Here is a 25,555-nt window from a genome sequence, read left to right on the forward strand (position 1 = left end):
AATCATGATGATGGGACATGCTAAAACAGAAGATATAGAGATATTTTTGACGGTAGTAGACACGGGCAGCTTTACTGGCGCTGCCAACTTACTGAATCAGCAAGTAGCTAAGGTATCTCGTGCAGTGTCCAGACTCGAAGATACACTGCAATGCACGCTGCTAAATAGAACGACACGGCGCTTGGAGCTGACGGAGGAAGGGCATGTCTTTATAAGATATGCGCGTGAGAGTTTAAATACGTTATATACCGGTGAAGAGGCGATTAAGCTGTTAAAACAAGCGCCGAGTGGGCATCTACGAATTGACGCCGCCAGCCCGTTTGTCTTTCATCAACTGACGCCTTTGGTTGGTGATTTTGTGGCGCAATATCCACACATTACGCTCGACCTTACCTCGCATGACAATATTATTGATTTGCTTGAGCACAAGACGGATCTGGCTATCAGAATTGGCGATTTAAAAGACTCAAATCTGCATGCGCGTCTATTAGGTAACAGTAAGCTGCGGCTAGTAGCCAGTCCTGAATATTTATATCAGCATAATGAAGTAGCTCATATTGATGATTTGAATATTGAGGATTTGAGCACTCATAAATTAATTGGCTTTAACGATGCGTCAAAACTAAATAGTTGGCCACTAAAAACATCAGTGAAGCTCAATTTTCATATGACTGGCAGTAGTGGCGAGACCTTGCGTCAACTATGTTTAAATCACCAAGGTATCGCTTTACTGTCACATTTTATGATTGGTGAAGATTTGGAGTCTGGCAGATTGGTTGAAGTATTGCCTGAAGCGATAGTCAGACCAAATAACCGCGAAGCCATACAGGCGGTATATTACAAAAACAGTGCCGTATCTTCGCGTATTCTGGCATTTTTAGACTTTATCCAACCAAGATTAACATTGTAACTTTTATCCGTTTTTATTCATTTTATAAGAGGTAATATCATGGGTTACGTTTTTATTTATCTCGCTGCTGTGGTTATCTTTTTGGGTGTCGATGCTGTATGGCTAACGACTATGAAAGGCGCCTTTTATGAGTCGCGTATCGGGCATCTATTGGCTGATGAGCCAAACATGATGGCCGCTGGCGTGTTTTATATGTTTTATATATTGGCACTTTGTATTTTGGTTTTATATCCGCAAATTAAAGCTGGCGCATCCGTTGGTCATATCTTCTTACTCGGCGGGCTGATTGGCTTGATGGCTTACGGGACATATGACTTTACCAATTTGGCACTGTATAAAGGCTTTACGCTAGATACAGCGTTGGTTGACTTTGTATGGGGTGGTATTTTGACCGGTTCAGTGAGTGCGATAGTGGCATGGCTTGCGTATCGCTTTCATTGGTTAAGCTAATGCTTATATCTTGGCCTATATAACGCTGTTTAAATAGCCCTGATTTACACAATTTAGACTGTCCAATGACAGAGGTCTGTTTGTGCTATATGGCGACCTGCTGTATAAATGGTAGACATAATAAATAAGTGTCAAACCATTAAGGAATATTATGCCGCAATACAATACCAGCTCCACTGCCAAAAAAGCCCCGTTAAACCACGAGCTATACATGTCAGTACTGATGACGCCTGATATGGCGAATTTCATTGGCAATGTGCATGGTGGGGATTTGCTCAAGATGCTTGATCAGGTCGCTTATGCTTGTGCCAGTCGCTATAGTGGTAATTATGTGGTGACACTGTCTGTCGATCAGGTGATGTTCCGTGAGCCGATATATGTAGGTGAGTTGGTTACTTTTGCAGCCAGTGTCAATTATGTTGGTAACACTTCAATGGAAGTAGGTATCCGCGTCGAAGCAGAAGATGTGCGTGGTCGTACTGTTCGTCATACCAATAGCTGTTACTTTACGATGGTGGCTATCGATGACAATGGTAAACCGACATCCGCACCGCCACTCGATATCAAAAACAAGATGCAGCAATGTCGAGCTGATGCAGCTAAAGAACGAAAGAAGCTGCGTATGGAAAGCTCGCATCGTCCAAGTTGTGATTTCGAAGAAATTAACAAGCAGTTTGGCGAACACGAAGCAGATGCCGAGGTAGAAAAGTAGCCCAAGTTATTCAAAGCTATCTAAAGTTATTTAAAGCTATCTAAAATTGTATAAAGTTATCTAATTTTATTGAATTAATAATTCATACAACGACTCACTAAAAAGACACTGTTATTGTAGAGCGCTTATTTTAAGCTGATATAGATTTCAAGCCATTCATCTATGGCAAAATTCTACTATCAATACGTTATTTCAGTGAGTCTAGCATGAGTCTAAAGCCATCTATTGCTAATCCCCAGCGCCATTTACCAGCCTCTCCTAAGGCGCAAACACCTCGCGCGCGTGGGGCAGGTAATCCTAAAATTTCAAATGATCCTGAACTAAAACATACCCTTAATCAAAGCCCTGAAACTAATGATGAGTATTCAGGCTCACTGATCACTGTGTTGATTGCGGTCGGGGCCAATCTGGTTATCGCTATCGCAAAAACTGTTGCCGCCTTTATGACAGGCTCAGCCTCTATGATTGCGGAAGCAGCTCATTCATGGGCGGATGCTGGCAATGGTACTTTGCTAATCGTCGCAGAAAAAAAATCCATCAAACCTGCTGATAAAAGCCATCCGTTAGGCTATGGCAAAGAGTCTTATGTTTGGTCGATGATTGCTGCTTTTGGTGTATTTACGGCAGGTTCGATTGTCTCTATCTATACCGGTATTAAGGAATGGAACGCTACTGAGTCTGAGGCTAATTATACGATTGGCTTTATCGTATTGGCAGTGGCATTTGTGCTCGAAGGGATCTCATTGGTTCAGGCTTACAGACAAAGTAAAAAACATGGTGAAGCGCTTGATATCAGTGCGCTTGGCTATGTCGTAGATACGTCTAACCCAACGTTGCGCGGTGTATTCTTTGAAGATTTAGCAGCGGTTATCGGTTTGGTGATTGCCGCTGCTGCTATGGGTATGCACGCTTATACGGGTGAACCATATTGGGATGCGTTAGGGTCTATCATCGTCGGGCTATTATTGGGCATTGTCGCCATATTTTTGATCAGTCGTAACCGAGATTTCTTGGTCGGACATAGAGTCACTGACCGTATGCACGAATATGTTTTGAGCGAGCTGTTGAATCATCCAGATATCGATAGTGTGTCCTATCTGCACCTAGAGTGGGTCGGCCCAAAAAAGATATTTATGGTGGCAGCAGTAGATATCGCAGGGAATCAAAAAGAAGAACATATCGCTCAGAAGTTTGAAGAGATTGAAAATTTATTCAGAGGTAACCCAGTCTTTCAAGAGGCTATCTTGACGCTGTCAGAACCTAACGCTGAGCTACTAAGTTTAGAGAATATTTAATCTGGGGTTTGATGAATTGAATATGTAATATGTATGTTTTATCGAATGCTTCTAAGTATTCTTTTTAAATTAACAAAACACCAAACAAAAAAAAGCCGTCAATCATGACGGCTTTTTTTATGACTCTAGTACTTAGTAATTATTTAACTTAAACGATACTATTTTTTCGGCGCGTTTGCGCCGATGAACCATGCATCTTTATCGATGATACGGCTAGCTTCTGTAAATAAGTCAGCGGTGTCTTCATCACCTGCGTCGCCAGCAGTAGCAATCGCTTCACGCAATGTCTCTGCGACTTTTTTATAACGGCTTGTTAGCTCACGAACATGCTGATCTACTTCAGTGATATCGGTTGGGTAGTCATCTAAAATAGATTCTCTCACTACGCGACTTGCTAAACCGTTTGGTTGACCGCCTAAAATCACAATGCGCTCTGCGATAGTATCTGATACTTCGAGGATACGATCTGATGTCTCATCTAATAATTGATGCACACCGATAAAGCCAGTACCTTGTAGATTCCAATGACACTGTTTGCCATCTAAGGTCAAATCAATAACGTTTGCTAGGTTAGCGTTTAGCAAATCAATCATTTTTTTCGCAGTTTCGTCTGAAATACCACTTGCGTAACGTTCTCTCATATTTTACTCCGTCATTTATTTAAAATTATTATATTGAATGAAAGTTCAATGTATTTTTATTGGTCTTCTATTCGATGACAATCAAGTTAAAACTAATGATAAGAATTGCTGTACAGCTATCAATTCATTAGTACTGATCACTAATACTTAGAAGTCATCAACTTGTTAATTCAATAACGATAATAGCAGCTTAACTCAGTGTTGGAACCGTTGAGTGTTAGGCTTTGTTAGGTGGTCGTGTAACGAGTTTGTTAACCATGAAAAGCTTTGTAAATTTATCAAATACTGTGTGCGTTTTTTATAACGATGTAAGTTTTATCCGCTAATATTAGGCTTTAACTTTTGATAAATCGTACATTTATATACTCATGTTTTGGGCAGCGAGAGAGCGTTTCGACTATAGGATAAGACTCCTTATCCTCCTTTAAAAACCGCTGCTCAGACCCCATATTGTTATAAACCTTAAGAAGAAGAAAGCCATTATGCGAATGCCTGAACCGCGCTCATCGCGTCAGTTAAATCAATTGGCCACTCAGCTCCAAGGCGAAGCTGAAATTAGTGGTGTTAATGCGTCAGGGACGCAAATATCAAGTCGTGCCTTTGAGATGGTTACTGACTTTGAGCCAGCAGGCGACCAGCCGCAAGCCATCAAAAAGCTGGTTAACGGTATCAATTCGAACATGGACGAGCAGTTGCTACTAGGTGTGACTGGCTCTGGTAAGACCTATACCATGGCAAAGGTCATCGCTGAAACTCAGCGCCCAACCATTATTATGGCGCATAATAAAACGCTAGCCGCTCAGCTATATGGTGAGTTCAAATCGTTCTTTCCTAATAATGCGGTCGAATATTTCGTCAGCTATTATGATTACTATCAGCCAGAAGCGTATGTCGCTGCTAGTGATACCTTCATCGAAAAAGACAGCGCTATCAATGATCATATTGATCAGATGCGCCTGTCAGCCACGCGTGCCTTGTTAGAGCGCCGTGATGCGATCATCGTCGCTTCGGTATCCTGTATCTATGGTTTGGGTGATCCAGAGAGCTATCTAAAAATGCTACTGCATGTCGTTGTAGGCGATAACATCGACCGTACAGCGACTATCAAGCGTTTGGTTGAGATGCAGTACACACGTAATGAGCTAGATTTTGGTCGTGGTACGTATCGCTTGCGTGGAGAGCTGTTAGATATTTATCCTGCTGAGTCTGAGCAGCTAGCCGTACGTGTGCATTTATTCGATAACGAAGTTGAGAAGATTACGTGGTTTGATCCCTTGACGGGTAAGACGGTGCGCAGCGTGCCACGTATTACCATTTATCCAAAGTCGCACTATGTGACGCCGCGTAATAAGCTAGAAGCTGCCAGCCACACGATTCGTGCTGAGCTAGAGCCGCGTTTAGAGTACTTCCGTGACAACAACAAACTGATTGAAGCACAGCGTCTCAAAGAGCGTACCCAGTACGACTTAGAGATGATTCAGCAGCTTGGTTACTGTAACGGTATCGAAAACTACTCGCAGCATCTCTCTGGCCGTCCATCAGGAGAAGCACCGCCGACGTTGTTTGATTATATTCCAGAAGATGCCTTACTGTTCCTGGATGAGTCGCATGTGACGGTTTCACAGATTGGTGCGATGTATAAAGGCGATAGATCGCGTAAAGAAAACTTGGTCAATTATGGTTTTAGATTACCCAGTGCGATGAATAACCGCCCGATGAAGTTTGAAGAGTGGGAACGTATCAAGCCCAAAACAATTTATGTCAGTGCCACGCCAGCATTGTATGAGCTTGAGCACAGCGAGCAAGTCGTTGAGCAGGTCGTCCGTCCGACGGGTCTAATTGACCCTGAGATCGAGATACGTCCTGTCTTGACGCAAGTTGATGATGTGCTATCAGAGATTACCAAACGCCGTGAAAAGGACGAGCGTGTACTGATTACCACATTGACCAAGCGTATGTCAGAAGATCTGACCAGTTACCTCAAAGAGTATGATGTAAAGGTCGCCTATCTACATTCGGACATCGATACTGTTGAGCGTATGCAGATTATCCATGAGCTCCGTACTGGCGTGCATGATGTGTTGGTCGGTATCAACTTATTACGCGAAGGCTTGGATATGCCTGAGGTATCACTGGTAGCGATATTTGATGCTGATAAAGAGGGCTTCTTACGTTCAGAGCGTTCGCTTATTCAGACGATTGGTCGTGCCGCCCGTCACTTGAATGGTAAAGCCATTCTCTATGCCGATCGCATTACGCCAAGTATGCAAAAGGCGATAGATGAGACGGATCGTCGCCGTGATAAGCAAATTGCCTTTAACCTTGAGCATAACATTACGCCAAAAGGTGCTCGTCGTAGTATCACGGACAAGATTGATACGGGTGAAAGCTTGGATGCCAATGACAATCAAGCTATCCCAGTTAAGAGTAACTTGCCAGATGTCGATATCAATATCTTGCGTAGTCCTGATCTGCTTGCCAAAGAAATCAAACGTCTAGAGAAGCAAATGCAGCAAATGTCGCGTGATTTGAAGTTTGAAGAAGCAGCAAAAACGCGTGATAAAGTGCTTGAGTTAAAAGCACACTTAATCTGATAGCTTGGGTTAAATATTAAGGCTAAACAATAGCGTAGGTGAGGTGCTTTTTGAGTACCTCACTTTTTTGTGGTTTATTCAATATCGGAATGTGCAGAATACTTGTAATACAACGCATTGCCACTTACCATATCCGCATAAACCTCACCATCCATATAATATTTCAAAAATTTAAGGCACAAGCTAAAAAGCTGAGCGTGAGTAATGATCTTGTTAAGCTAGGCTAGGCTTATCGTTCTCATAGCTCATATTATCAACACAGACTAAATTTTTGGAATGGACATAATCTAGGCGTATTATTCACTGTGCTTACCAACAACTTAATAGAATTAAACTCTAACGAAAATTCACTCGGCATGTCAGATGCGGCCAAACAAGCCGTTATCGACTCTTTAGACATCGGCTTTCGTTATCCCGATGACCAACGTTCGGCTCTGATTACCAAAGTCGCTGAGATAAACGGTGTAGCAGAGAGTCAAATTTCTCTAGGCAGTGGCTCTAGTGAAAATATTCGTACTGTCGTCCAAATGCTACAAAATCAAGCATTAGTAGCAGGCAAAAAATTCCAAGTTATCGTGCCGCATCCAACCTTTGCCTATGCTGAGTTGTATGCGACATCTATCGATGTACCTGTGGTAAAAGTACCGCTGATGACTGAAAATTATGCCTTTGACTTGCAAAGCATGCAAAAAGTGGCTGATGACTTTGACGGTATTAGCTTGTTTTATCTGTGCAATCCAAACAACCCAACGTCGACTATTACTGACACAGTAAAGCTCAAAGAATGGGTAGGGCATACACCAAGTAACCATTACTTTTTATTAGATGAAGCTTATTCGGAATATGTGACTGATCCAAGTTTTGAGAGTGGTGTTACATGGTTACGAGAGGAGTACTCAGAAAATATTATTGTGGTGCGTACTTTCTCAAAGCTATGTGCACTCGCTGGCATGCGCGTCGGCTATGCAGTTGCTAGCCCGAAAATGATTGCTAGATTAGAAGCATTTATCTCAATTGATAATACCAATTTGTCAGGTGCTGTAGCTGCATTAGCGACCCTTGATGATGAGTCGTTTTTAGCATTGAGCTTACGTACGACCAATCAATCGCGTCAGTTGGTTGAGCAAACATTAGATGAGCTTGGCTTACGCTATTTGCCATCACAGGCCAGTTTTATATTCCATGAGATAAAAGGCGATGTACAAACCTATATCGACAGAATGCGTGAGCATGGTATTGCGGTCGGGCGTGAGTTTGCGCCAATCACTGGCTTTAATCGCTTAACACTTGGCAGACCTGATGAGATGGCAGTATTTGTAGAAGTACTCAAATCATTCCGTGAGAAGGGCTGGGTCTAATTAAGTCAGTTAATGGAGTTCAATAATAAAAAAGGAAGTTGCTTATTGGTAGCTTCCTTTTTTGTTGTGTTTATTTCGGTTGTTGGAACTGTATTGAAGCCAAAGTTAAGCGCACATTTTTACCAACATCAAACGCAGTTTTACATATCGCACCTTAAATAATCTAACGCTATCTTATAGGATAACTGAGTAAAGCATGACCCGTTAATCACGCAGATGAATACTGAGTAACAGTGCTCGGCATGCTCACGTATCTTATAATTATAAAGTTAGGGATGTACCTATGTTCGATATCAAATCATTTTTTAAACGAGAAGTAGAGAAAAAGCTTATCAATGTAGATGACTATATTTTTATGCCAGAACGCGTAGAGATGGAAATTGAAGGCGGACTATTAAATTGTGTGTTGAATAGTGATGGTCGCGTAGATATTTTTTATAGTAAAGACGGTGTCACTGAGGTGGGTTCAGCGTCGCGCAAGCACCCATTTACAGCATTTGAAAAAGAGCTATATCATGGTATCTATGATGACGTGATTAATGATTTAATTAAGGAAGTAGATAAAATCATTGATAGCACCTCGAAGTATTTCCGTCGTAGCCAATCATTGCCTTTTACGGCTTCTATAACGTCTCAACCATCTGATACAAATAAATTTTAGGCTAATTAATTGAACCAATCTATTAGCAATAAAAAGGGTGCGTTATGTATAACGCACCCTTTTTATTATTTTTTATTCTATTGAATAATTTGATTGTTCTATTGAACAAAGCTTGTATAGCAGCTCTGTAGAGATTTGGCGACGACTTGTGCGACTAACTGAGTACGGTACTGAGAGTCAATCGCGGCATTGCCCAGCTCAACAATGGTTACTTGCTGCGGTGCTTGCTCACTGACACACCCACAAACATTGGTTTTAACAGATTCTTGCTGTGCTTCTGTCATGGCGACGCTTGCAACACGCCACGCGTTTTGTTTTTCAATTTGGCTACGGCATTGGTTGTCGATCGCAGCTCTAAAAACATTCATGCCGATCTCATTTGCAGTACCGATTGCTGTACCTGTACCATTGTTTGTCGCACCTGTTGTGGTACATCCCGCCAAGGCAAAAGTCGCTAACATCATCGTTGAAGCCAAGATTTTTTTCATAAGTTAGTCCTTTAAGGTGTCTGTCATAAATAAAGCTGTATATTATCAGTAAAACCTAGCAATGACATCATTAACCACAAGCGCATGTTATTTTAAAACTCTATAACCTATATGTATTAACCACAAAAAAGCCAGCTAAGTAATCACTTAACTGGCTTGATATAGACTAAGCTATTCGGCTTATTTACACGTTTTTGCCGTGTTCTTTTTGCTGAATATCTTTTGCCAATTTATAGCATTCATTGATATGGTCATTAGCGATTTTCTTAAAAATCGTATAACCCATAGTTGCAGCAACCAGTTGACCACCAAGTGGGATAAACTTGGTCACTTGTTTGGCAGCGATACGACCACCGAAACCTTGGATGGTTTTTTTGACGATGCCACGTGTTGCCATTAGCCCAGCGAAATCTACGGTACGGTCTTTTACTGCGCTCCAATGCACTTCGCGAGATTCCAGATTAATGGCTGATTGACGGTCTTCAATGAGACCGAAACGCTCACTAATTTCTGGAATCAATTGCGTCAACATCCCTGCATCAACTGCCACATCAAAAAATGGCACTGGCACAACCGCTACACCAGCAGAAACTCTAGCGCGTCTTTTTACCATTCCCTGACATTCTTTTTTAACCTTATCAAGGTCTAGGTTAGGGTCGATAGTATTTGGAAGTTTTTCAGCAAGTGGCGTGGTTTTCATAAAGTGTCCTTATAAATAATTAAAATATAAATGATAAAAAGTTCAATAGATAACAAATCCTTCAGTTGCTTACTATTTTATGGATTTATGCGTGGCTTACAATCATTGCTTTGTAGCAAAATGAATGAAATTACTCACACTGTGCACCTTTTTTGTAAGTGATTAAATGAATGTGGTTTGTATAAGCTATAAAAATGGCAGTCTCAATTATCACTAATATATGGGCATTATTCATCAGGTTGCACAATGCCTAATGATATACAGAGGTAGTATAAATTGTCATTGTGAGCCTCTACTAAAGCCAGTAGAATACCCTCATGCTAAATTTAACCCCCCGTTATACCAGCACTCGCATCGACGAGTTGCCCGCCGCGCTGCAACCATTTGCCGCTCAATCATTCACGCTTGCCCGTCTGTATGCAGGGCGAGGTATCACTGCGCCTGATGAGCTGGAGACTAGCCTGTCAGGTCTATTGCCTGCTGAGGCATTGCACGGTGTCACTGAAGCCGTGCGCTTATTAGATGTGGCCATTGATGAGCGTCAGCGTATCTTGATCGTTGGTGACTTTGACTGTGATGGTGCCACCAGTACAGCCTTAATGATGCGTGCGCTCACAAAGATGGGTGCGGTCGTTGATTTCCTAGTACCAGATCGTTTTAAGTACGGTTATGGCCTGACGCCAGAGATTGTCGAGTTAGGTATTGAGACTTTTCAGCCAGATATGATAGTGACGGTTGATAATGGCATCTCAAGTCACGAAGGGGTGGCGCGTGCCCAAGCTGATGGTATTACGGTGATTATCACTGACCATCATCTCACGACCAAAGAGACGCCACCTGCGGAAGCGGTGGTCAATCCCAATCAGCTAGGTTGTGACTTTGCTAGTAAAGCATTGGTCGGAGTTGGAGTCGCGTTTTATGTGCTCGGACGCTTAGCAAAGCTGCGCCGCGAAGCTGGCAAGTCTACGGTACAGGTGAGCCAATATTTAGATTTGGTCGCACTTGGGACGATTGCAGATGTTGGGGTACTGGATAAAAACAACCGTATCTTGGTACATCACGGATTATCAGCTATTCGTCAAGGCCGCTGCTGTATGGGAATATTGGCATTGCTTGAGCAAGCGGGCCGTGATCCCAAGCAGCTTCATGCGCAGGATTTCGGTTTTGTATTAGGCCCACGTATCAATGCAGCTGGGCGTATGGACAATATGCGCATTGGTATCGAGTGCTTATTAACCGAAGACTGGAGTACCGCGCAACGTTTGGCACAAGAGCTTGAGCAGCTGAACCGTACGCGTCGTCATGTAGAGGGTGAGATGCGTGCGCAAGCTGATAGTATCGTACAAGCACTGGCTAATAAAGATGATAGCGACGAGAGTGTGAGTGGTGATAGCGACAACAATACCAGTAATGATGACACAATTGCTCAAGCTGTCCCTACTGCTAAGTCCAGCAATTCAGGTGCGCGTAGTATTATTCTGTACCAAGATGACTGGCATCAAGGAGTCATCGGCATTGTCGCTGGTCGTCTAAAAGAAAGCCATTATTTACCCAGTATCGTATTTGCGCCAGCAGACACTGAGCAAACAGATGAAGATAGTGCCATTAAAGGCTCTGCACGTTCTATCGCTGGCGTACATATTCGTGATGCGATTGAACAAGTTGCGGAGCGCTATCCAGACTTAATCAGTCACTTCGGTGGGCATGCGATGGCGGCAGGTTTAACCCTCAAGCGCCGCAACTTTGAGGCATTTGTCACAGCTTTTAATGAAGTGATGGCTCAGATGGATGATGAGGTATTTGCAGAGCAAAAATTCACCGATGGACCTTTGCAAGCGAGTGACTTTAGCTTATGGTTTGCCGAGCATTTAGCCGATGCCAGTATCTGGGGTCATGGATTTGCACCGCCAATATTTGATGGTGTGTTTGAGGTACTGAGCTTCAAGATTTTAAAAGACAAACATCTTAAGTTATCGCTGCGCTATCCAGACGTTCAATATCCGATAGAGGCCATTTGCTTTAACTTCGATAATGACGCGTGGGATTACCGTGCCAAGCAAGTCCATTTATTATTTCAGCTAGACATCAATGAATGGAATGGCAAACAAAGCTTACAGCTGATGGTCAAAGATTTGGCTGTGGTAGAGCAGGGGTAAAATGACAATGTTAAATCGATAGTACCAACGCGCTCAAATATGGGCGCGTTGGTATTTTGGAAATGAAGACACGCTCTAGTATCAGTATTTCCACTCTAGTGTGGGGAACTGCCAATCGTAACGAATAGCCAGCATACGCAAAGTAAAAATCGTACTCATCGTAGAGATATCAGCTACCCAATCTGTCACGCCTAAGTTCTTTAGAGCAAAGTACAGAACCCCACCTGTCAACGCTGCCGTGATATAAATCTCTTGCTGTAGTACCAATGGAATCTCATTGCAAATCATATCGCGAATGATGCCACCAACCACGATGGTAATCACACCTAATAATAGCGCTACAGGCACATTGGCACCCATACTATCAGCGACTTTGATACCGATCAGCGTAAATGCTGACAGACCAATGGTGTCAGATAGTTTGAGGAACTTATCCACTCGTCTTGAATTTGGATGAAAAAATATCTGCATCGCTAAGGATGAAATCGTAATAAGGGTCAGATAGCTCATATCTACCATCCAAAATAACGGATGGCGATCTAGAATGACATCACGTACCGTGCCGCCGCCGATAGCAGTGACAATAGACACAAGCAGACAGCCGAAGACGTCAAAATTTTTGTGCTTGGCAAGTATCGTGCCCGAGACGCTACAGGCGATGATGCCAATCATATCAAAGAAATATATCAAAGAGCGCGGGTCAAAAGTAGTGATCAGTACGGTAGGGTCCAATACGATAGCCAACATGGGCAGTTCTCACTATTTTCAATTATTGTCAGTCAAACAAAGGCTATCTACGCAGAGACTTGCTCAATTAATCAGTTTACGAGTCGAATAGAAGGCAGATGCCAGTCGAATCTAAGCGCGAGCATACGTACTGCAAAGATGACAAACAGCATAATAAATTCGTTGAGACTGGCGCCTACCCCAAAATACTGTAAGCATAAATAAGTCACAGACCCTGCGATACTGGCAGTAATATAAATCTCACGCTGTAGCACCAGCGGAATCTCATTACAAATGATATCACGTAGCAGACCACCAATAATGGCGGTCCAGACGCCCATCATAATAGCAATCAGGGGAGACATATCTAGGGTTAAGGCCACCTTAAAACCAATGACACTGAAGGCAGCCAACCCAATGGCATCAAAGAGCTTCAACGCATTATCAATCTTATGATAAAGGTGAAAGAATATTTGTAAAATAAGAGAGGTCACTGTGATAACGATCACGTAATTAAGATCAGTCATCCAAAATAGAGGATGACGGTCGAGAGCCATATCACGTAAAGTACCACCGCCGATGGCATTGACCATCGCTACCAAGATACAACCAGCAATATCAAAGCCTTTATGCTGCGCAAGTAAAGTCCCTGCAATCGCGCAGGCAATAATGCCAACCATGTCCAATAAATATAATAGAATATCAGGAAAAATCAAAGCATTACCCATGGTTATAGCGCCAAATCGTGATCATCAAAGTGATAGGTGTTTTTTAGGCGGTTATTCAATGCATGACTGTGACGAAATAGGCTTAGTTTTACAGTGCCATTTAGCCGTCTTTTGCAAATAATATCAGCCCCACAATAATCAGCCCTATACCGACCAGTCCCATCGCCGAAGGTATGGCGTTATCTAATAATACTATACCCCCACTCAAAGCAAAGATAACTTCACTGGCTTGGGTTGAGTCAACGCCTGCAACCTCGCTTGAAGTAACAGCTTGCTCGCGCGCATACAAAAATATAGTGGTTGCTGCCACGCCTGCCAATAGAGCAACGAGCAACGTATTGATTATTTGTGAGGGGTGGGGCTGGTCAGGGCGCACTATAATGCTCAAAAACAGCCAAAATGGCAAACACCCGAGAGTCATTAGCCACACTTTGTTAAAGGCATTTTGCAGTAGCGTGGTTTCGATAGAAGGAATACGAGTAGTTAGATTTTTTATGGAGGAGGTTGCCGCAGTGTTGTCACTTTGAAGTACGCTATCGAGGTCGGTAGCATCATATGTCGTAGCTGGTAAATCATAAGCTTCGGATATGAGTGGTTCACTCTGCTCGTTAATATCAATGTTAGCTCGTTGAGCATTTAGTTCCGCCGTTTTTTGTAGTTCAGTATTGCGCTGGCGGGCATTATGAGAGGCCTGCCAAACCAGCTGGTTACCAATTGGGTAACTAAAAGCGGCGATAAGAGCGGGTAGCGCACCGTAGAGCAGCATGTCAGACATTGGAACGGTGTCAGTTATAGCAGCAGCATGCAGACCTTCACTGATATTGACGAGTGCCACACCGATAAAGACAATGACAGCATATACGATGAATTTTTTGTCAAAACATTGACCAAATGCCAATAGCACAAGCAAACTGGCGACGACGGTAAACATAAAGGTGGCCGCTACCACCCATCCTGCAACATGATCTGCGGCATAGCAAATACCGGTATAAAACAGCCCAAATCCGATACTGTCAGTAATACACCAAAAGCCCCAATGCTGTAGAAAAATTTTCATTAGCGCTTTAATACGACCAAAGCCATGTTGCATCGTAATAACGGCGGTAATAATTAACAGCATGAAGACATAGCGTAGACTCGCTGACCAAAACCAATGTCCACCTGCGCTACTCATAAGCTCATTTAAGATAAATGTCGAGCTAAAAAACGCACCTGCTAGCAAGCCCAATAAAATGAGTTTGATCATACCGCTACCTTATCCATGGCACTCTACGTATTCACATTTTTTGTTTGTTACTTGCTGATAGTTACTTGCCTTTGGCATCTGCCCAAATGATTTTGTGCAATTGTAGCTGAAAGCGAACTGGCAAGGCATCAGCCAACATCCATTCTGCTAGCTCGCGCGCCAATACAGGTACTTCCGGGCTTAGCTGTTCATCGACATCATCTGCGACGTTAAACATTGGAGAGAACCACACCGTGCCGACCAGTTCGTTTAGCTTATACTCGGTCAATTTAGCTTTTGCCCAGTCGTAATCTGTACGATTCATAATGACAAACTTGATTTGATCATGCTGAGTGAGATAGTCGAGATTTGACCACAGATTTTTATTGACTTCGCCTGAGCTTGGCGTTTTGAGATCCATTACCTTGCTGACTGCTGCTGGCACGTTTTCTACCGTGAGCGCGCCTGCGGTCTCAAGGGATATCTCATAACCATCGCTCAGCAAACGTTTCATCAATTCAACAGCATTTGGCTGTGCTAACGGCTCGCCGCCCGTTAGGCAGATGCGCTTGCACGGGTAACTTTTGATAGTTTCTATGATGGTTTCTAATGATTGACGTTCGCCGCCAGTAAAAGCATATTCGGTATCACAATAGACGCAGCGCAGCGGACAGCCCGTTAGACGCACAAATATCGTCGGCAAGCCTGAGGTGATTGCCTCACCTTGTAAGGAATAAAAAATCTCAGTCAGACGTAACCCTGCTTCAGGGTCAGTGACAGGGATAGCGGCGGTGCGTAATGATGATTCACTCATAATATTTCAAATACAGTTAAAGGTCGATAAGGCGATGAAGCGCTTATCAATCGTAATAAAAAGGCAGGGGATGGTACGAATGATTTTGTGTTTGTATAAAGACAAACTAAAAGAGGATTATAACGTAACGCGTTATATTAAGCTGCAAAAAAGATGCTGGAGTCATCCTCCAGCATCTTCATATAAAACAATATTATGTGCTAAATAATGGTACGTGCCAAATATTTAGGCTAGGCGTAATAGCTCGTTTACTGATGTTTTTGCACGAGTTTGCGCGTCAACTTTCTTCACGATGATGGCAGCGTACAAGCTGTGCGTACCGTCTTCTGACGGTAAGCTACCTGGTACGACAACAGAACCTGCTGGTACACGGCCACGATGAATCTCACCAGTCTCGCGATCATAGATGCGCGTTGATTGACCGATGTAGACACCCATAGAGATGACAGCGCCTTCTTCAACGATAACACCTTCAACGATTTCAGAGCGTGCACCGATGAAGCAGTTGTCTTCGATGATAGTAGGGTTTGCTTGCAATGGCTCTAATACGCCACCGATGCCAACGCCGCCTGACAGATGCACGTTTTTACCGATTTGAGCACATGAACCAACAGTCGCCCACGTATCAACCATCGCACCTTGATCGACATATGCACCGATGTTGACGTATGACGGCATCAATACTGCGCCTGCTGCGATGAAAGAACCTCTACGTGCGACAGCTGGTGGTACAACGCGTACGCCTGCTTCTTTAAACTGCGCTTCGGTCCAGTTAGCAAACTTAGTCGGTACTTTGTCATAGAACTGTACGTGTTCGCCAGCGGCTTGGACGTAGTTGTCGTTTAGACGGAAAGACAATAGTACGGCTTTTTTGGCCCACTGATTGACAACCCATTCGCCATCTTTCTTTTCTGCTACGCGCAGGCTACCGTTATCTAGTTGCTCAAGTACTTGATTGATAGCATCACGTACGTCTTGTGGCATATTAGCTGGGCTGTATTCATTGCGATTTTCAAATGCTTGTTCGATGGTTTGTTGTAATGACATAAAGGTTCCTAAAATGAATGAAAGGGAGGGTGATCTTAATGTTATGGTTAAAGACTTATATGACCCAGCCTAAAGAAAATTCAAGGTACGGCTTGGTCCAAAAACTTGCTTGCCGTATTGTCGCTAATTTGACCACTTTTAGCAAACACGTTGAGGGTCTTATGGTGACAATATTGAATGAGTTGTTTTCAGGTATCCTCTCAAAACAACTCATTTATCATGATTTAATCGTCTGTCGTGTTGGTCTCTATCCATTCTAAAATATCTTGATAAACAGTCTGCTTATCCTTTTCGTGTAGCACTTCATGACGCATATTAGGATACAGCTGAATATCGACATGACTGAAATGACGCTTGTCCAGACGCGTGACAACCCTACGTATACCGCGACCCATTTCACCAATCGGATCATCTTCACCGCTGATAAATAACATCGGGAAGTTTTTGGCAATAGTAGTAGCCCAATTTTTATTCAGTCCAGTATCCATTAAGGTAAATAATGTCATAAAGCCATTATTGGTAAAGTCAAAACCAGTCTTAGGATCGGCTTCATAGGCTTCAATGTTTGCGGTGTTTTCACTGAGCCACGCAAACTGTGAGGACGAATTGCGATCAGGGAGTTGGCTGTTAAGGACTTTGTTCATCACCTTGGCAAAAACTGTATTCGGTTGTCTTGGAGCGACTCTGGCCAGTAGCTTGTTAATAGGTAATAAAACCTTGGCCAGTGGGTTGGCGTCTGCGGAACCCATGAGGATGGCGCCTGTGAAATTATGCGCATGATGCTTGAGTACATTGCGCACAATAAATGAGCCCATCGAGTGACCCATCACAAAATGCGGGACGTCTGGATGACGGTCTTTTAGGCTATCGGCCATGACAATCACGTCTTTCAAAAGTGACTGTACTGGATGCTCTTCACCGAAAAACCCAAGATCGGCCTCAGTCTTGATAGTCTGTCCATGACCCAAATGATCATAAGTGGCCACAGCGATACCATTGTCTGCTAAAAACTGTGCAAAATCGCTATAGCGACCGCTGTGCTCTGCCATGCCATGCACAATCAGTAAAGTCGCGCTAATCTCGACGTCTTTGCTACTTGGTTCAAAAAAGTCATGATGCAAGTAGTGAATATTGTCAGAAGACAAAATGTGATCGTTACTGGTATCGATACTGGTACTCATGTAATGTTCCTTGATTACTTATAATTTTCATTAACGGTTTTGACGATGTTTCTCAAATAATGGGTCAAGTAGCGCAATTTATCCTGCGGCTCTTATAATGTCCTATTGTACTGGGCGATGATAAATAATTTCACCTTATTTTATGATTTTAATTCAGTTATACAAAATATCGTTCTAATAATAACGGTTAACGCAGTGACTATGATTGAATCTGTATAAGTCACATGAATCACATAAGTCATTTACGCTCTTACTGTTCGCCCGCAACAGACTGGTCTTATTTATATGATACTTTTAAATGAGTTTTTAAAGTCATTTATATCAATCAACACTCCATTAAACACTAACAGCAACCAACCGCCTTGATAAAATCATCTATGACAAAATTTTTACCGAAAAAGACACTACTATTGGCAGGCGCAGGTCATGCTCACATTGGCATGTTACGCCGACTTAGCGCAGCGCGTTTAAAGGCCTCCGAAACTATAGATGCAGATATTCACTTAATTAGTGAGCAACCGCAAACCATCTATTCTGGCATGTTACCGGGTTGGATGGCAGGGCATTATCAGCTGCATGATATCAGTATTGATATCAAATCGCTTTGTGTACGAGCAGGGGTGCGCTTGATTCAGCAGTCGCTTGTACAAGTAAACGCAGCGTCAAACAAGGTGGTTACGACTGGCGATGAACAAACGGATTTTAACTACGATGTTTTGTCTTTAAATACGGGCGCAGATACAGATATGCGTTGGCTACGTGACCACAATGGCTACAACGAGCATAAAAGCGATAGTGATGATAGAGATGTTGGCGCTGTTAATACCTATGCTAATACTGACGTGATTGCCATACGACCGTTATCAACATTTATCATTCAATGGCAGCAGATTCTAAAGGCCGCTCAGCAGTCTGAAAAGTATCAATTGGCTATTATTGGGGCAGGTGCTGCGGCAATAGAATTGGTCATGGCAGCCCAAGTCGCGCTACGGAACATCAATCGTAATCATCAAGTGACATTAGTATGCGGTCAAAATCTATTGTCAGGGTTTAATTCGGGCTTTCGACAGCGGGTTATCAAGCAGCTAGATCGACATGACATTACGATAGTTCGAGAACGAGCGACCGATTATCGTGACGGTAAATTATCAACTACGCATAAATCATTGCCCATCAATGCGGTCATCGCTGCGACTGGCGTCATAGGCTCGGCATGGACGGCTTCTACAGATTTGGAGATAGAAGGCGATGGGTTTGTCGCGGTAAACGATAAGCAGCAAAGTGTCTCTCATTCTAATGTCTTTGCCGTTGGTGATGTGGCGACACGAATCGATAAATACGTGGCGCACTCGGGGGTTCATTCAGTGCATGGTGGTGCTATCGAAGCTGATAATTTATTAGCCTATTTGAAAGAGAGCGTAATGAAGAGCTATCAGCCAAAGTCACGCACGCTATATCTGCTGTCTTGCGGTGATAAATACGCCATTGGTAGTTGGGGTAATCTAAACCTACAAGGTCGCTGGGTATGGCATCTCAAAAAGTATATTGATAAACGCTTCATAGAGGCGGATAAGGGTTAATGCTCATTTGGAATAAACCATAAGATCCACATGATTAGTTGTCAATGCTTATTGATAATCAGGTATGATTGATTAGATAAACCGTAAAGCGAGAAAGTGGGTTTTACGTTGTAAATCTTAAAAATAAACAGTAAAAGCAATGCGCTAACTTTGTTTTCTAATCTTTAATGTCACGTTGCTATCCTTTTTTAGTTGTACTGCTAACAGGATTTTATACCACCATGAAATCAACCATCGAGCTACTTGAGCATACTGATTTTCCAGCGATAAAACGACGCCAATTGACGATATTGCAAGTCAATATGGGCTACTTATGCAATATGTCCTGTGTGCACTGTCATGTGGCTGCAAGCCCTTATCGTACCGAGCTGATGTCACGTGAGTTGGTTGAGCTGATACCGAAGGTATTACAAGCACAAAACATCGATACGCTTGATTTGACGGGCGGTGCGCCTGAGATGCATGAGGATTTTAAGTATTTAGTCACGGCAGCTCGGGCATTAGGTGTCAAAGTGATAGACCGCTGTAACCTGACCATTCTGATGGAAGAGGGTTATGAGGATATGGCGCAGTTTTTAGCAGACAACCAAGTGGAAGTGGTGGCTTCTTTGCCTTGTTATTCCTTAGAAAACGTAGACAAACAACGCGGTAAAGGCGCGTTTGACGACAGTATATTAGGATTGCAGAAGCTCAACAGCTTGGGGTACGGCAAGCCTGATTCAGATTTAACATTAAACTTGGTTTTCAATCCGCAAGGTGCGACACTGCCGCCCAATCAACAACAGCTTGAAGCCGACTATAAGCGTGAGTTAAAAGCGCACTTTGATATTGAGTTTAATCATCTATTTGCCCTAACCAATATGCCGATTCAGCGTTTTGGAGCGGTGCTATTGGCAAAAGACCAGTTCCATCCGTATATGGATTTGCTCAAAGCTAATTATATGGCTGCCAATTTAGCCGAGGTTATGTGCCGTTCGACCATTAGTGTCAATTGGTTGGGTGAGTTATTTGATTGTGATTTCAATCAGCAGTTAGAGATTCCTGTCCCAAACAAGTTACGGCGACACCTAAGTGATTTGTTAACGCAAAACCCTTCTGGTGATGACATCGCCATTGCTGACCACTGCTATGGCTGTACAGCAGGACAGGGCAGTAGTTGTGGCGGCGCGTTAGAAGAAGAGGCAGTAGAACCAGCGTTAGCAGACACGCCTTAGCAATTCTAATGTTAGTGCTTTTAATATAAGCATTTTAAACATAGGTGCTTTAAGCCTAAGTGCTTTTAGCATACATAAAAATTTAGATAAAAAACAATCAGTATAAACGGAGTAAGCCTTATGTCAGTATCTAACTTTTCAGCGAAGACATTTTTCGCCCAACCAGTGATTGCTACGACTATTTTATTAGCAAGCGTGGCCGCTCATGCTGACTTTAACCATCAGAGCTGGGATAGCTTATTAAATAAGCATGTGACCATGACCAACGGTGGCAAAGCTTCAATGGTCAATTATGCTGGCATGAAAGCAGATCAAAGTAAGCTGACAAGCTATCTGGAAGCGACAAGCAAAGTGTCTCAATCAGAATTCAATCGTTGGAGTAAAAACGAGCAGTTGGCATTTTTAATCAACGTTTATAACGCTGGTACGATTGATTTGGTATTGACGAAATATCCAAACGTCAAATCTATCAAAGATATCGGCGGACTGTTTGGGTCACCATGGAAGCAAGAGTTTGTTTCGGTACTCGGTAAGACGCGCTCACTTGATGATATCGAGCACAATCTCATTCGTGGCTCTAAACGCTACAACGATCCGCGCATTCACTTTGCGGTCAATTGTGCCAGTATTGGTTGCCCAGCACTGCAAGATGATGCCTTTACTGGCAAGCGCTTAGACCGTCAATTAGAGCAGGCAACGTCTAAGTTTTTAGCAGACAGTAGTCGCAACACTCTCAAAGGCAGTACGCTAAAAGTGTCGCCAATTTTTAAATGGTATAAAGAAGATTTTGCAACCAACTGGCGTGGCACCAAAGATTTAGCAGGGTTTTTGGGTCGTTATAGCTCGTCATTAGGACTGAATAAAGCTCAGACAGCAGAGCTAAAACAAGGCAAGATAAAAATAAGCTATACCGACTACAACTGGAATTTGAACAAAAAATAAGCCAGTTTTTAATCTTAATTGCTGATTAACGTGACGGTATATCCATTGAACCTATCAATTATTGTTCCTTTATTAAATGAAGCGGATAACTTGCCTGAGCTTATGGCTCATATTGTCCGTCTCGATCCAGCACCGCAGCAAGTAGTATTGGTCGATGGTGGTTCAGTGGATGGTTCGGTTGCTATCGCCGACAGTGTGCTCAAAAGTATAGAGACTGCTCAATCAGCTATTGATTGGCATATTATCGAATCTACCGTAGGACGTGCTCACCAAATGAATGAGGGCGCTATGTTGGCAACAGGTGACGTGCTGCTATTTTTACATGCTGATACCGCGCTGCCTGCTGACGCGATAGACAACGTTCAACAAGCAATAGCTCAGTACGATTGGGGCCGTTTTGATGTCCGTTTAGATAGCCGTGAGCCATTGTTGAGCATCGTCGGATTAATGATAAATCAACGCTCGCGCTTAATGGGTATAGCTACTGGCGATCAAGCAATATTTATCAAAAAGTCTGTGTTCGAGCAGATTGGTGGCTATCCTGATCAGCCACTGATGGAAGATATAGAACTGTGTAAACGGCTAAAGAAAATTTCTCGACCAGCTTGTCTAAAAAGTAAAGTCACGACCTCAGCGCGGCGTTGGCAGCAGTATGGTACATGGCGGACAATTTTCTTGATGTGGCATTTGCGCTTTGATTATTGGCGCGGCGTATCGCCTGATGTCTTAAAGCAACGCTACTATAATTAATGAAGTTGTTTGATTTATCAACATGATAGACAAGATAAGAAAGAGTTCATCCTCGTGCATTTGACTAATTGAGAGACCGTTATAGTGACAGCTGATTTATCTGCAAGACAGCAAGATACCTGTATCATTCTGTTTGCAAAATATCCAGCGCCTAATAAGGCAAAGACTCGTTTGCAACCAGCGTTAGGGGTAGATGGTGCTGCACGTATGGCGAGGCAACTATTACTGCATAGTATTGAGCAGGCTATTGATACGGGCTTTTCCGTTGAGTTATGTATGAGTCCAGCACCAACAGATCCATGCTGGCATGCGCTTGATTTGCCCAACTCGTTGCGCTGGTCTGCTCAGGCCGATGGTGATTTGGGTTTGCGTATGTTGATAGCCAGTCAGCAAGCATTAGAATGTTTTCAAAAGGTTGTGTTAATTGGTACGGATTGCCCTAGTCTTACGACAGCACGTATTCAGACAGCGGTACAGCAGCTAAACCAGCACGATGCGGTTATGATTCCAGCGACTGATGGTGGTTATGTGTTGTTAGGGTTTAAGCGAGTTGATGAAAGCCTGTTTTCGGACATTATTTGGAGTACGCCTAGTGTTGCTGCTGTCACTAAGCAGCGCATGGCGGCATTAGGTTGGACACTTGCGCTATTTGATCCTTTGCATGATATTGATGAGCCTAAAGATCTAAAACATTTACCGTCAGGCTGGCTAGATTCTGACATTAATGTTTAATGTCGATAAAGACTGATAGCTGATTACGGATAATTGACAACTGTGTTAATAAGCTCACTAATGTAGTTGCATATTCTAAGACGATTTACTAGGGCGTGTCCTCAATTCAATCGATAGTTATCTAAATGGGTTAAAAATGGCTAAATCTTGCCAAACGGCATCAAATAGCTGACTAATATCTCGATATTATCTGCGCTATTTTCCTTGTTTGACTGCAATTTATCTCATTTTTATCACCATTTTTAAAATGAGGACACGCCCTAATACTTTTAACCGGATGGTACATTCAATAAGGATATTGTTATGCATGACGTCGTACAAAATTACTATGGCAAAGAGTTACAGAGTACCGATGATTTAAAGACTTCCGCTTGTTGTGATGTCAGCAATATGCCTGAGTGGCTTAAGCCGCTACTGGCAAATATTCACGATGAAGTATTGAGTCGTTATTATGGCTGTGGTCTGGTGTGTCCAGCACTGCTTGAGGGCTGCCGAATTTTAGACTTGGGCAGTGGCTCAGGCCGAGATGTCTATGCATTAGCGCAACTGGTTGGTGAGAGTGGGTATGTGGTCGGTGTGGATATGACCGATGAGCAGCTAGCGGTCGCCAAAGAGCATCAGCAATATCACATCGACAAGTTTGGTTATGACAATGTGACATTTTTGCATGGCTATATCGAGAAACTAGATGAACTAGAGCTGGCGGCTGGTAGCTTCGATATTATCGTCTCAAACTGCGTTATCAATCTATCACCAGATAAAGCCGCGGTTATGGCCAGTGTGCAGCGTTTGCTGAAACCTGGTGGGGAGTTTTATTTTTCTGACGTCTATGCTGATCGCCGTATCCCGCAACACTTAATCGATGACCCAGTCTTATATGGAGAGTGTTTGAGCGGTGCATTGTATTGGAAGGATTTTAACCGTTTGTCACGAGATGCAGGTTTCTTAGACATACGTTTGGTTGAAGATCGCCCACTTGAGATTACAGATCCTACCTTATCAGCTAAAATTGGTGATATTCAGTTTTTCTCTGCGACTTACCGTTTGTTTAAGATAGCATCGCTTGAGGATGCTTGCGAAGATCACGGACAAGCGGTGATATATAAAGGAACTATCGAGCAGTCACCGCATCGGTTTGATTTAGATAAACATCATGCTATCGAAGCTGGTCGGGTATTCCCAGTATGTGGCAATACGTTTCGCATGCTGAAAGAGTCTCGCTTTGCACCGCACTTTGAGTTTATCGGTGATGACAGTCGTCACTACGGTATTTTTGCGGGTTGCGGTGAGCTACTGCCATTTAATCAACCTATGATGCTGGCATCTGGTGCAGGTGGTTGTTGCTGATACTAAAGAGAGATAGTTAGCATACGTTCTAAATATACAGATTAAAACCACAAAAAGGGCCGTTAGTTCATATAACGGCCCTTTTTTATATGCATAGTATTATAACGTTTCTCTTGCTATCTTTATTTCAGATAAACATCTATTCAACCACTTTTTATTGTCTAAGGTAGCAAGGCGGCCAGTCTAATCTTGGTATGCTCGTCCATCGCATCTATAGGTGTGACCAATGCTTGCGCAAGGGCATTATGGGCGATTGACTCAGGCAGCTCAGCGGCAATCAAAGCGACGGCTTCTTTAATCACTTTTTGAGCATTGTCCGCATTTTTCATGAGGTTTTTTATTGCATAGTCGGCACTGACGGCTTCTTCAGTCGGATGCCAACAATCAAAATCTGTCACCAGTGCCAGCGTAGCATAGGCAATACTGGCCTCACGAGCCAATTTGGCTTCTGGCATATTGGTCATACCGATAATATCTGCCTGCATTTGGCGATACCACTCTGACTCTGCACGAGTTGAGAACTGTGGCCCTTCGATACAGACATAAGTCGCCTGTGGGTGACTAGTGCCTTCTGTAATATCCGCTTGGTCATAAGCACGCGTCAAGATATTTGCTAGGGCAGGACATAGTGGGTCTGCCATTGATACATGGGCGACGGCACCTTCACCGAAGAACGTACTCACTCGCTGCTTGGTCATATCAATCATTTGATCAGGCACGACCATATCTAATGGCTTAAGCGATTCTCGTAGAGAGCCTACTGCTGAGACGGAGACGATGTAGCGCACGCCTAATGTTTTTAGTGCGTAGATATTGGCACGATAGGGCACTTCAGACGGGGTCAGTCTGTGGCCCTGACCATGCCGTGTTAGAAATGCGACTGTCACTCCCTCAAGCTCACCTAAGACAATATCATCAGATGGACTGCCATAAGGCGTCTGTATCGTCACACTGCGTTTGTTGGTCAGCGATGACATTTGGTAGAGACCGCTGCCACCGATGATAGCAATATCAGCAGATAACGTTGCCAGTACTTCCGTGTGGGGTATTGTCATAAGGACTATCCGAATGGGTTAATAAAAGAGAGACACAGACTAGTGCCATGTAACATCCTGAACCAAAAATAGCTCAGATAAAATATAGCAGAACTTTTGCCCTTATAGTTATAAATCGAGAATTCTCATTAATTTGCTATATCTAAAAATTCTTAAGAAATAATGGGATATGACAATATTTTTCAGATATCGATAAAGGTTTACAATAGCGACAATTTTTGTTTTAATGTTTATTAAATGGAACTTTGT

Annotated in this window: 24 protein-coding genes; 14 read left to right on the forward strand and 10 right to left on the reverse strand. The window is 43.0% G+C overall.

The genetic code is table 11. The features are described 5' to 3' along the window. Window positions 1–4: 4 nt before the first annotated feature. From JMX96_RS03645 to JMX96_RS03660, 4 genes are all read left to right on the forward strand, one after another. Window positions 5–910 (forward strand): LysR family transcriptional regulator, encoded by a 906-nt coding sequence (locus JMX96_RS03645; RefSeq protein WP_261863127.1) that lies wholly within the window; start codon window positions 5–7, stop codon window positions 908–910. Window positions 911–949: 39 nt separating this feature from the next. Further along, window positions 950–1,360 carry a DUF2177 family protein gene (locus tag JMX96_RS03650; RefSeq protein ID WP_057760908.1) on the forward strand — a complete coding sequence of 137 codons (411 nt, stop codon included), beginning with the start codon at window positions 950–952 and terminating at the stop codon, window positions 1,358–1,360. Window positions 1,361–1,511: 151 nt separating this feature from the next. After that, a complete protein-coding gene (locus JMX96_RS03655; protein ID WP_201567395.1) occupies window positions 1,512–2,072 on the forward strand; it encodes an acyl-CoA thioesterase in 561 nt (186 codons plus the stop codon). Between the two features lie 206 nt (window positions 2,073–2,278). After that, on the forward strand, window positions 2,279–3,367 hold the full coding sequence (locus JMX96_RS03660; protein ID WP_201567397.1) for a cation diffusion facilitator family transporter: 1,089 nt from the start codon (window positions 2,279–2,281) through the stop codon (window positions 3,365–3,367). Window positions 3,368–3,525: 158 nt separating this feature from the next. On the opposite strand, the gene dps is transcribed toward JMX96_RS03660, so the two are convergent. Next, window positions 3,526–4,008 (reverse strand): DNA starvation/stationary phase protection protein Dps, encoded by a 483-nt coding sequence (gene dps, locus JMX96_RS03665; protein WP_201567399.1) that lies wholly within the window; start codon window positions 4,006–4,008, stop codon window positions 3,526–3,528. 482 nt (window positions 4,009–4,490) lie between these two features. On the opposite strand from dps, the gene uvrB reads away from it, so the two are divergent. The 3 genes from uvrB (at window position 4,491) to JMX96_RS03680 (ending at window position 8,621) form a co-directional block, all read left to right on the forward strand. Then, window positions 4,491–6,602, forward strand: a complete 2,112-nt coding sequence (gene uvrB, locus JMX96_RS03670) for an excinuclease ABC subunit UvrB (RefSeq protein ID WP_201567401.1) — start codon at window positions 4,491–4,493, stop codon at window positions 6,600–6,602. Window positions 6,603–6,907: 305 nt separating this feature from the next. Continuing rightward, a complete protein-coding gene (locus JMX96_RS03675; RefSeq protein ID WP_227676895.1) occupies window positions 6,908–7,960 on the forward strand; it encodes a pyridoxal phosphate-dependent aminotransferase in 1,053 nt (350 codons plus the stop codon). Window positions 7,961–8,243: 283 nt separating this feature from the next. Next, window positions 8,244–8,621 (forward strand): hypothetical protein, encoded by a 378-nt coding sequence (locus tag JMX96_RS03680; protein ID WP_057760896.1) that lies wholly within the window; start codon window positions 8,244–8,246, stop codon window positions 8,619–8,621. A gap of 98 nt (window positions 8,622–8,719) precedes the next feature. On the opposite strand, the gene JMX96_RS03685 is transcribed toward JMX96_RS03680, so the two are convergent. Continuing rightward, window positions 8,720–9,109 (reverse strand): hypothetical protein, encoded by a 390-nt coding sequence (locus tag JMX96_RS03685; RefSeq protein ID WP_201567403.1) that lies wholly within the window; start codon window positions 9,107–9,109, stop codon window positions 8,720–8,722. Between the two features lie 184 nt (window positions 9,110–9,293). Continuing rightward, window positions 9,294–9,809 (reverse strand): hypothetical protein, encoded by a 516-nt coding sequence (locus JMX96_RS03690; protein WP_057760892.1) that lies wholly within the window; start codon window positions 9,807–9,809, stop codon window positions 9,294–9,296. Window positions 9,810–10,126: 317 nt separating this feature from the next. Here JMX96_RS03690 and recJ point away from each other — a divergent pair, with 317 nt between their 5' ends. Beyond that, window positions 10,127–11,965, forward strand: a complete 1,839-nt coding sequence (gene recJ / locus JMX96_RS03695; RefSeq protein WP_201567405.1) for a single-stranded-DNA-specific exonuclease RecJ — start codon at window positions 10,127–10,129, stop codon at window positions 11,963–11,965. 81 nt (window positions 11,966–12,046) lie between these two features. Here recJ and JMX96_RS03700 read toward each other — a convergent pair whose 3' ends face one another. From JMX96_RS03700 to JMX96_RS03725, 6 genes are all read right to left on the reverse strand, one after another. After that, a complete protein-coding gene (locus JMX96_RS03700) occupies window positions 12,047–12,712 on the reverse strand; it encodes a trimeric intracellular cation channel family protein (protein ID WP_057760888.1) in 666 nt (221 codons plus the stop codon). 71 nt (window positions 12,713–12,783) lie between these two features. Beyond that, a complete protein-coding gene (locus JMX96_RS03705; protein WP_201567407.1) occupies window positions 12,784–13,419 on the reverse strand; it encodes a trimeric intracellular cation channel family protein in 636 nt (211 codons plus the stop codon). A 100-nt stretch (window positions 13,420–13,519) separates the two neighbouring features. After that, window positions 13,520–14,665, reverse strand: coding sequence for a multidrug resistance efflux transporter family protein (locus tag JMX96_RS03710; RefSeq protein ID WP_201567409.1), 1,146 nt, complete (start codon window positions 14,663–14,665; stop codon window positions 13,520–13,522). Between the two features lie 61 nt (window positions 14,666–14,726). Then, complete coding sequence (queE, locus tag JMX96_RS03715) at window positions 14,727–15,458, reverse strand: 7-carboxy-7-deazaguanine synthase QueE (protein ID WP_201567411.1); 732 nt, start codon at window positions 15,456–15,458, stop codon at window positions 14,727–14,729. Between the two features lie 225 nt (window positions 15,459–15,683). After that, window positions 15,684–16,505, reverse strand: a complete 822-nt coding sequence (gene dapD, locus JMX96_RS03720) for a 2,3,4,5-tetrahydropyridine-2,6-dicarboxylate N-succinyltransferase (RefSeq protein WP_057760881.1) — start codon at window positions 16,503–16,505, stop codon at window positions 15,684–15,686. Window positions 16,506–16,729: 224 nt separating this feature from the next. Continuing rightward, window positions 16,730–17,686 carry an alpha/beta fold hydrolase gene (locus JMX96_RS03725; protein WP_201567413.1) on the reverse strand — a complete coding sequence of 319 codons (957 nt, stop codon included), beginning with the start codon at window positions 17,684–17,686 and terminating at the stop codon, window positions 16,730–16,732. Between the two features lie 377 nt (window positions 17,687–18,063). Here JMX96_RS03725 and JMX96_RS03730 point away from each other — a divergent pair, with 377 nt between their 5' ends. From JMX96_RS03730 to JMX96_RS03755, 6 genes are all read left to right on the forward strand, one after another. After that, a complete protein-coding gene (locus JMX96_RS03730) occupies window positions 18,064–19,266 on the forward strand; it encodes an FAD-dependent oxidoreductase (protein WP_201567415.1) in 1,203 nt (400 codons plus the stop codon). A 221-nt stretch (window positions 19,267–19,487) separates the two neighbouring features. Further along, window positions 19,488–20,480: an arsenosugar biosynthesis radical SAM (seleno)protein ArsS gene (gene arsS / locus JMX96_RS03735; protein WP_201567418.1), complete on the forward strand. Its 993-nt coding sequence runs from the start codon at window positions 19,488–19,490 to the stop codon at window positions 20,478–20,480. A gap of 120 nt (window positions 20,481–20,600) precedes the next feature. Next, the gene (locus JMX96_RS03740) at window positions 20,601–21,422 is read left to right on the forward strand and encodes a DUF547 domain-containing protein (protein WP_201567420.1); all 822 of its coding nucleotides are present in this window, start codon (window positions 20,601–20,603) and stop codon (window positions 21,420–21,422) included. A 45-nt stretch (window positions 21,423–21,467) separates the two neighbouring features. After that, a complete protein-coding gene (locus tag JMX96_RS03745; protein ID WP_227676896.1) occupies window positions 21,468–22,172 on the forward strand; it encodes a TIGR04283 family arsenosugar biosynthesis glycosyltransferase in 705 nt (234 codons plus the stop codon). 84 nt (window positions 22,173–22,256) lie between these two features. Beyond that, on the forward strand, window positions 22,257–22,904 hold the full coding sequence (locus JMX96_RS03750; protein WP_201567424.1) for a TIGR04282 family arsenosugar biosynthesis glycosyltransferase: 648 nt from the start codon (window positions 22,257–22,259) through the stop codon (window positions 22,902–22,904). Window positions 22,905–23,207: 303 nt separating this feature from the next. Continuing rightward, complete coding sequence (locus JMX96_RS03755; RefSeq protein ID WP_201567426.1) at window positions 23,208–24,251, forward strand: methyltransferase domain-containing protein; 1,044 nt, start codon at window positions 23,208–23,210, stop codon at window positions 24,249–24,251. A gap of 161 nt (window positions 24,252–24,412) precedes the next feature. On the opposite strand, the gene mtnP is transcribed toward JMX96_RS03755, so the two are convergent. Next, complete coding sequence (mtnP, locus tag JMX96_RS03760) at window positions 24,413–25,306, reverse strand: S-methyl-5'-thioadenosine phosphorylase (RefSeq protein WP_201567428.1); 894 nt, start codon at window positions 25,304–25,306, stop codon at window positions 24,413–24,415. Between the last annotated feature and the right edge of the window lie 249 nt (window positions 25,307–25,555).

Source organism: Psychrobacter sp. JCM 18900, from assembly GCF_904846625.1.
Lineage (GTDB): Bacteria > Pseudomonadota > Gammaproteobacteria > Pseudomonadales > Moraxellaceae > Psychrobacter.

Bases quoted from the DNA above. Each gene is read 5' to 3' on its own strand.
- JMX96_RS03645 (WP_261863127.1), top strand. From the start codon at position 5: ATGATGATGGGACATGCTAAAACAGAAGATATAGAGATATTTTTGACG.
- JMX96_RS03650 (WP_057760908.1), top strand. From the start codon at position 950: ATGGGTTACGTTTTTATTTATCTCGCTGCTGTGGTTATCTTTTTGGGT.
- JMX96_RS03655 (WP_201567395.1), top strand. From the start codon at position 1,512: ATGCCGCAATACAATACCAGCTCCACTGCCAAAAAAGCCCCGTTAAAC.
- JMX96_RS03660 (WP_201567397.1), top strand. From the start codon at position 2,279: ATGAGTCTAAAGCCATCTATTGCTAATCCCCAGCGCCATTTACCAGCC.
- dps (WP_201567399.1), bottom strand. From the start codon at position 4,008: ATGAGAGAACGTTACGCAAGTGGTATTTCAGACGAAACTGCGAAAAAA.
- uvrB (WP_201567401.1), top strand. From the start codon at position 4,491: ATGCGAATGCCTGAACCGCGCTCATCGCGTCAGTTAAATCAATTGGCC.
- JMX96_RS03680 (WP_057760896.1), top strand. From the start codon at position 8,244: ATGTTCGATATCAAATCATTTTTTAAACGAGAAGTAGAGAAAAAGCTT.
- JMX96_RS03685 (WP_201567403.1), bottom strand. From the start codon at position 9,109: ATGAAAAAAATCTTGGCTTCAACGATGATGTTAGCGACTTTTGCCTTG.
- JMX96_RS03690 (WP_057760892.1), bottom strand. From the start codon at position 9,809: ATGAAAACCACGCCACTTGCTGAAAAACTTCCAAATACTATCGACCCT.
- recJ (WP_201567405.1), top strand. From the start codon at position 10,127: ATGCTAAATTTAACCCCCCGTTATACCAGCACTCGCATCGACGAGTTG.
- JMX96_RS03700 (WP_057760888.1), bottom strand. From the start codon at position 12,712: ATGTTGGCTATCGTATTGGACCCTACCGTACTGATCACTACTTTTGAC.
- JMX96_RS03705 (WP_201567407.1), bottom strand. From the start codon at position 13,419: ATGGGTAATGCTTTGATTTTTCCTGATATTCTATTATATTTATTGGAC.
- JMX96_RS03710 (WP_201567409.1), bottom strand. From the start codon at position 14,665: ATGATCAAACTCATTTTATTGGGCTTGCTAGCAGGTGCGTTTTTTAGC.
- queE (WP_201567411.1), bottom strand. From the start codon at position 15,458: ATGAGTGAATCATCATTACGCACCGCCGCTATCCCTGTCACTGACCCT.
- dapD (WP_057760881.1), bottom strand. From the start codon at position 16,505: ATGTCATTACAACAAACCATCGAACAAGCATTTGAAAATCGCAATGAA.
- JMX96_RS03725 (WP_201567413.1), bottom strand. From the start codon at position 17,686: ATGAGTACCAGTATCGATACCAGTAACGATCACATTTTGTCTTCTGAC.
- JMX96_RS03730 (WP_201567415.1), top strand. From the start codon at position 18,064: ATGACAAAATTTTTACCGAAAAAGACACTACTATTGGCAGGCGCAGGT.
- arsS (WP_201567418.1), top strand. From the start codon at position 19,488: ATGAAATCAACCATCGAGCTACTTGAGCATACTGATTTTCCAGCGATA.
- JMX96_RS03740 (WP_201567420.1), top strand. From the start codon at position 20,601: ATGTCAGTATCTAACTTTTCAGCGAAGACATTTTTCGCCCAACCAGTG.
- JMX96_RS03755 (WP_201567426.1), top strand. From the start codon at position 23,208: ATGCATGACGTCGTACAAAATTACTATGGCAAAGAGTTACAGAGTACC.
- mtnP (WP_201567428.1), bottom strand. From the start codon at position 25,306: ATGACAATACCCCACACGGAAGTACTGGCAACGTTATCTGCTGATATT.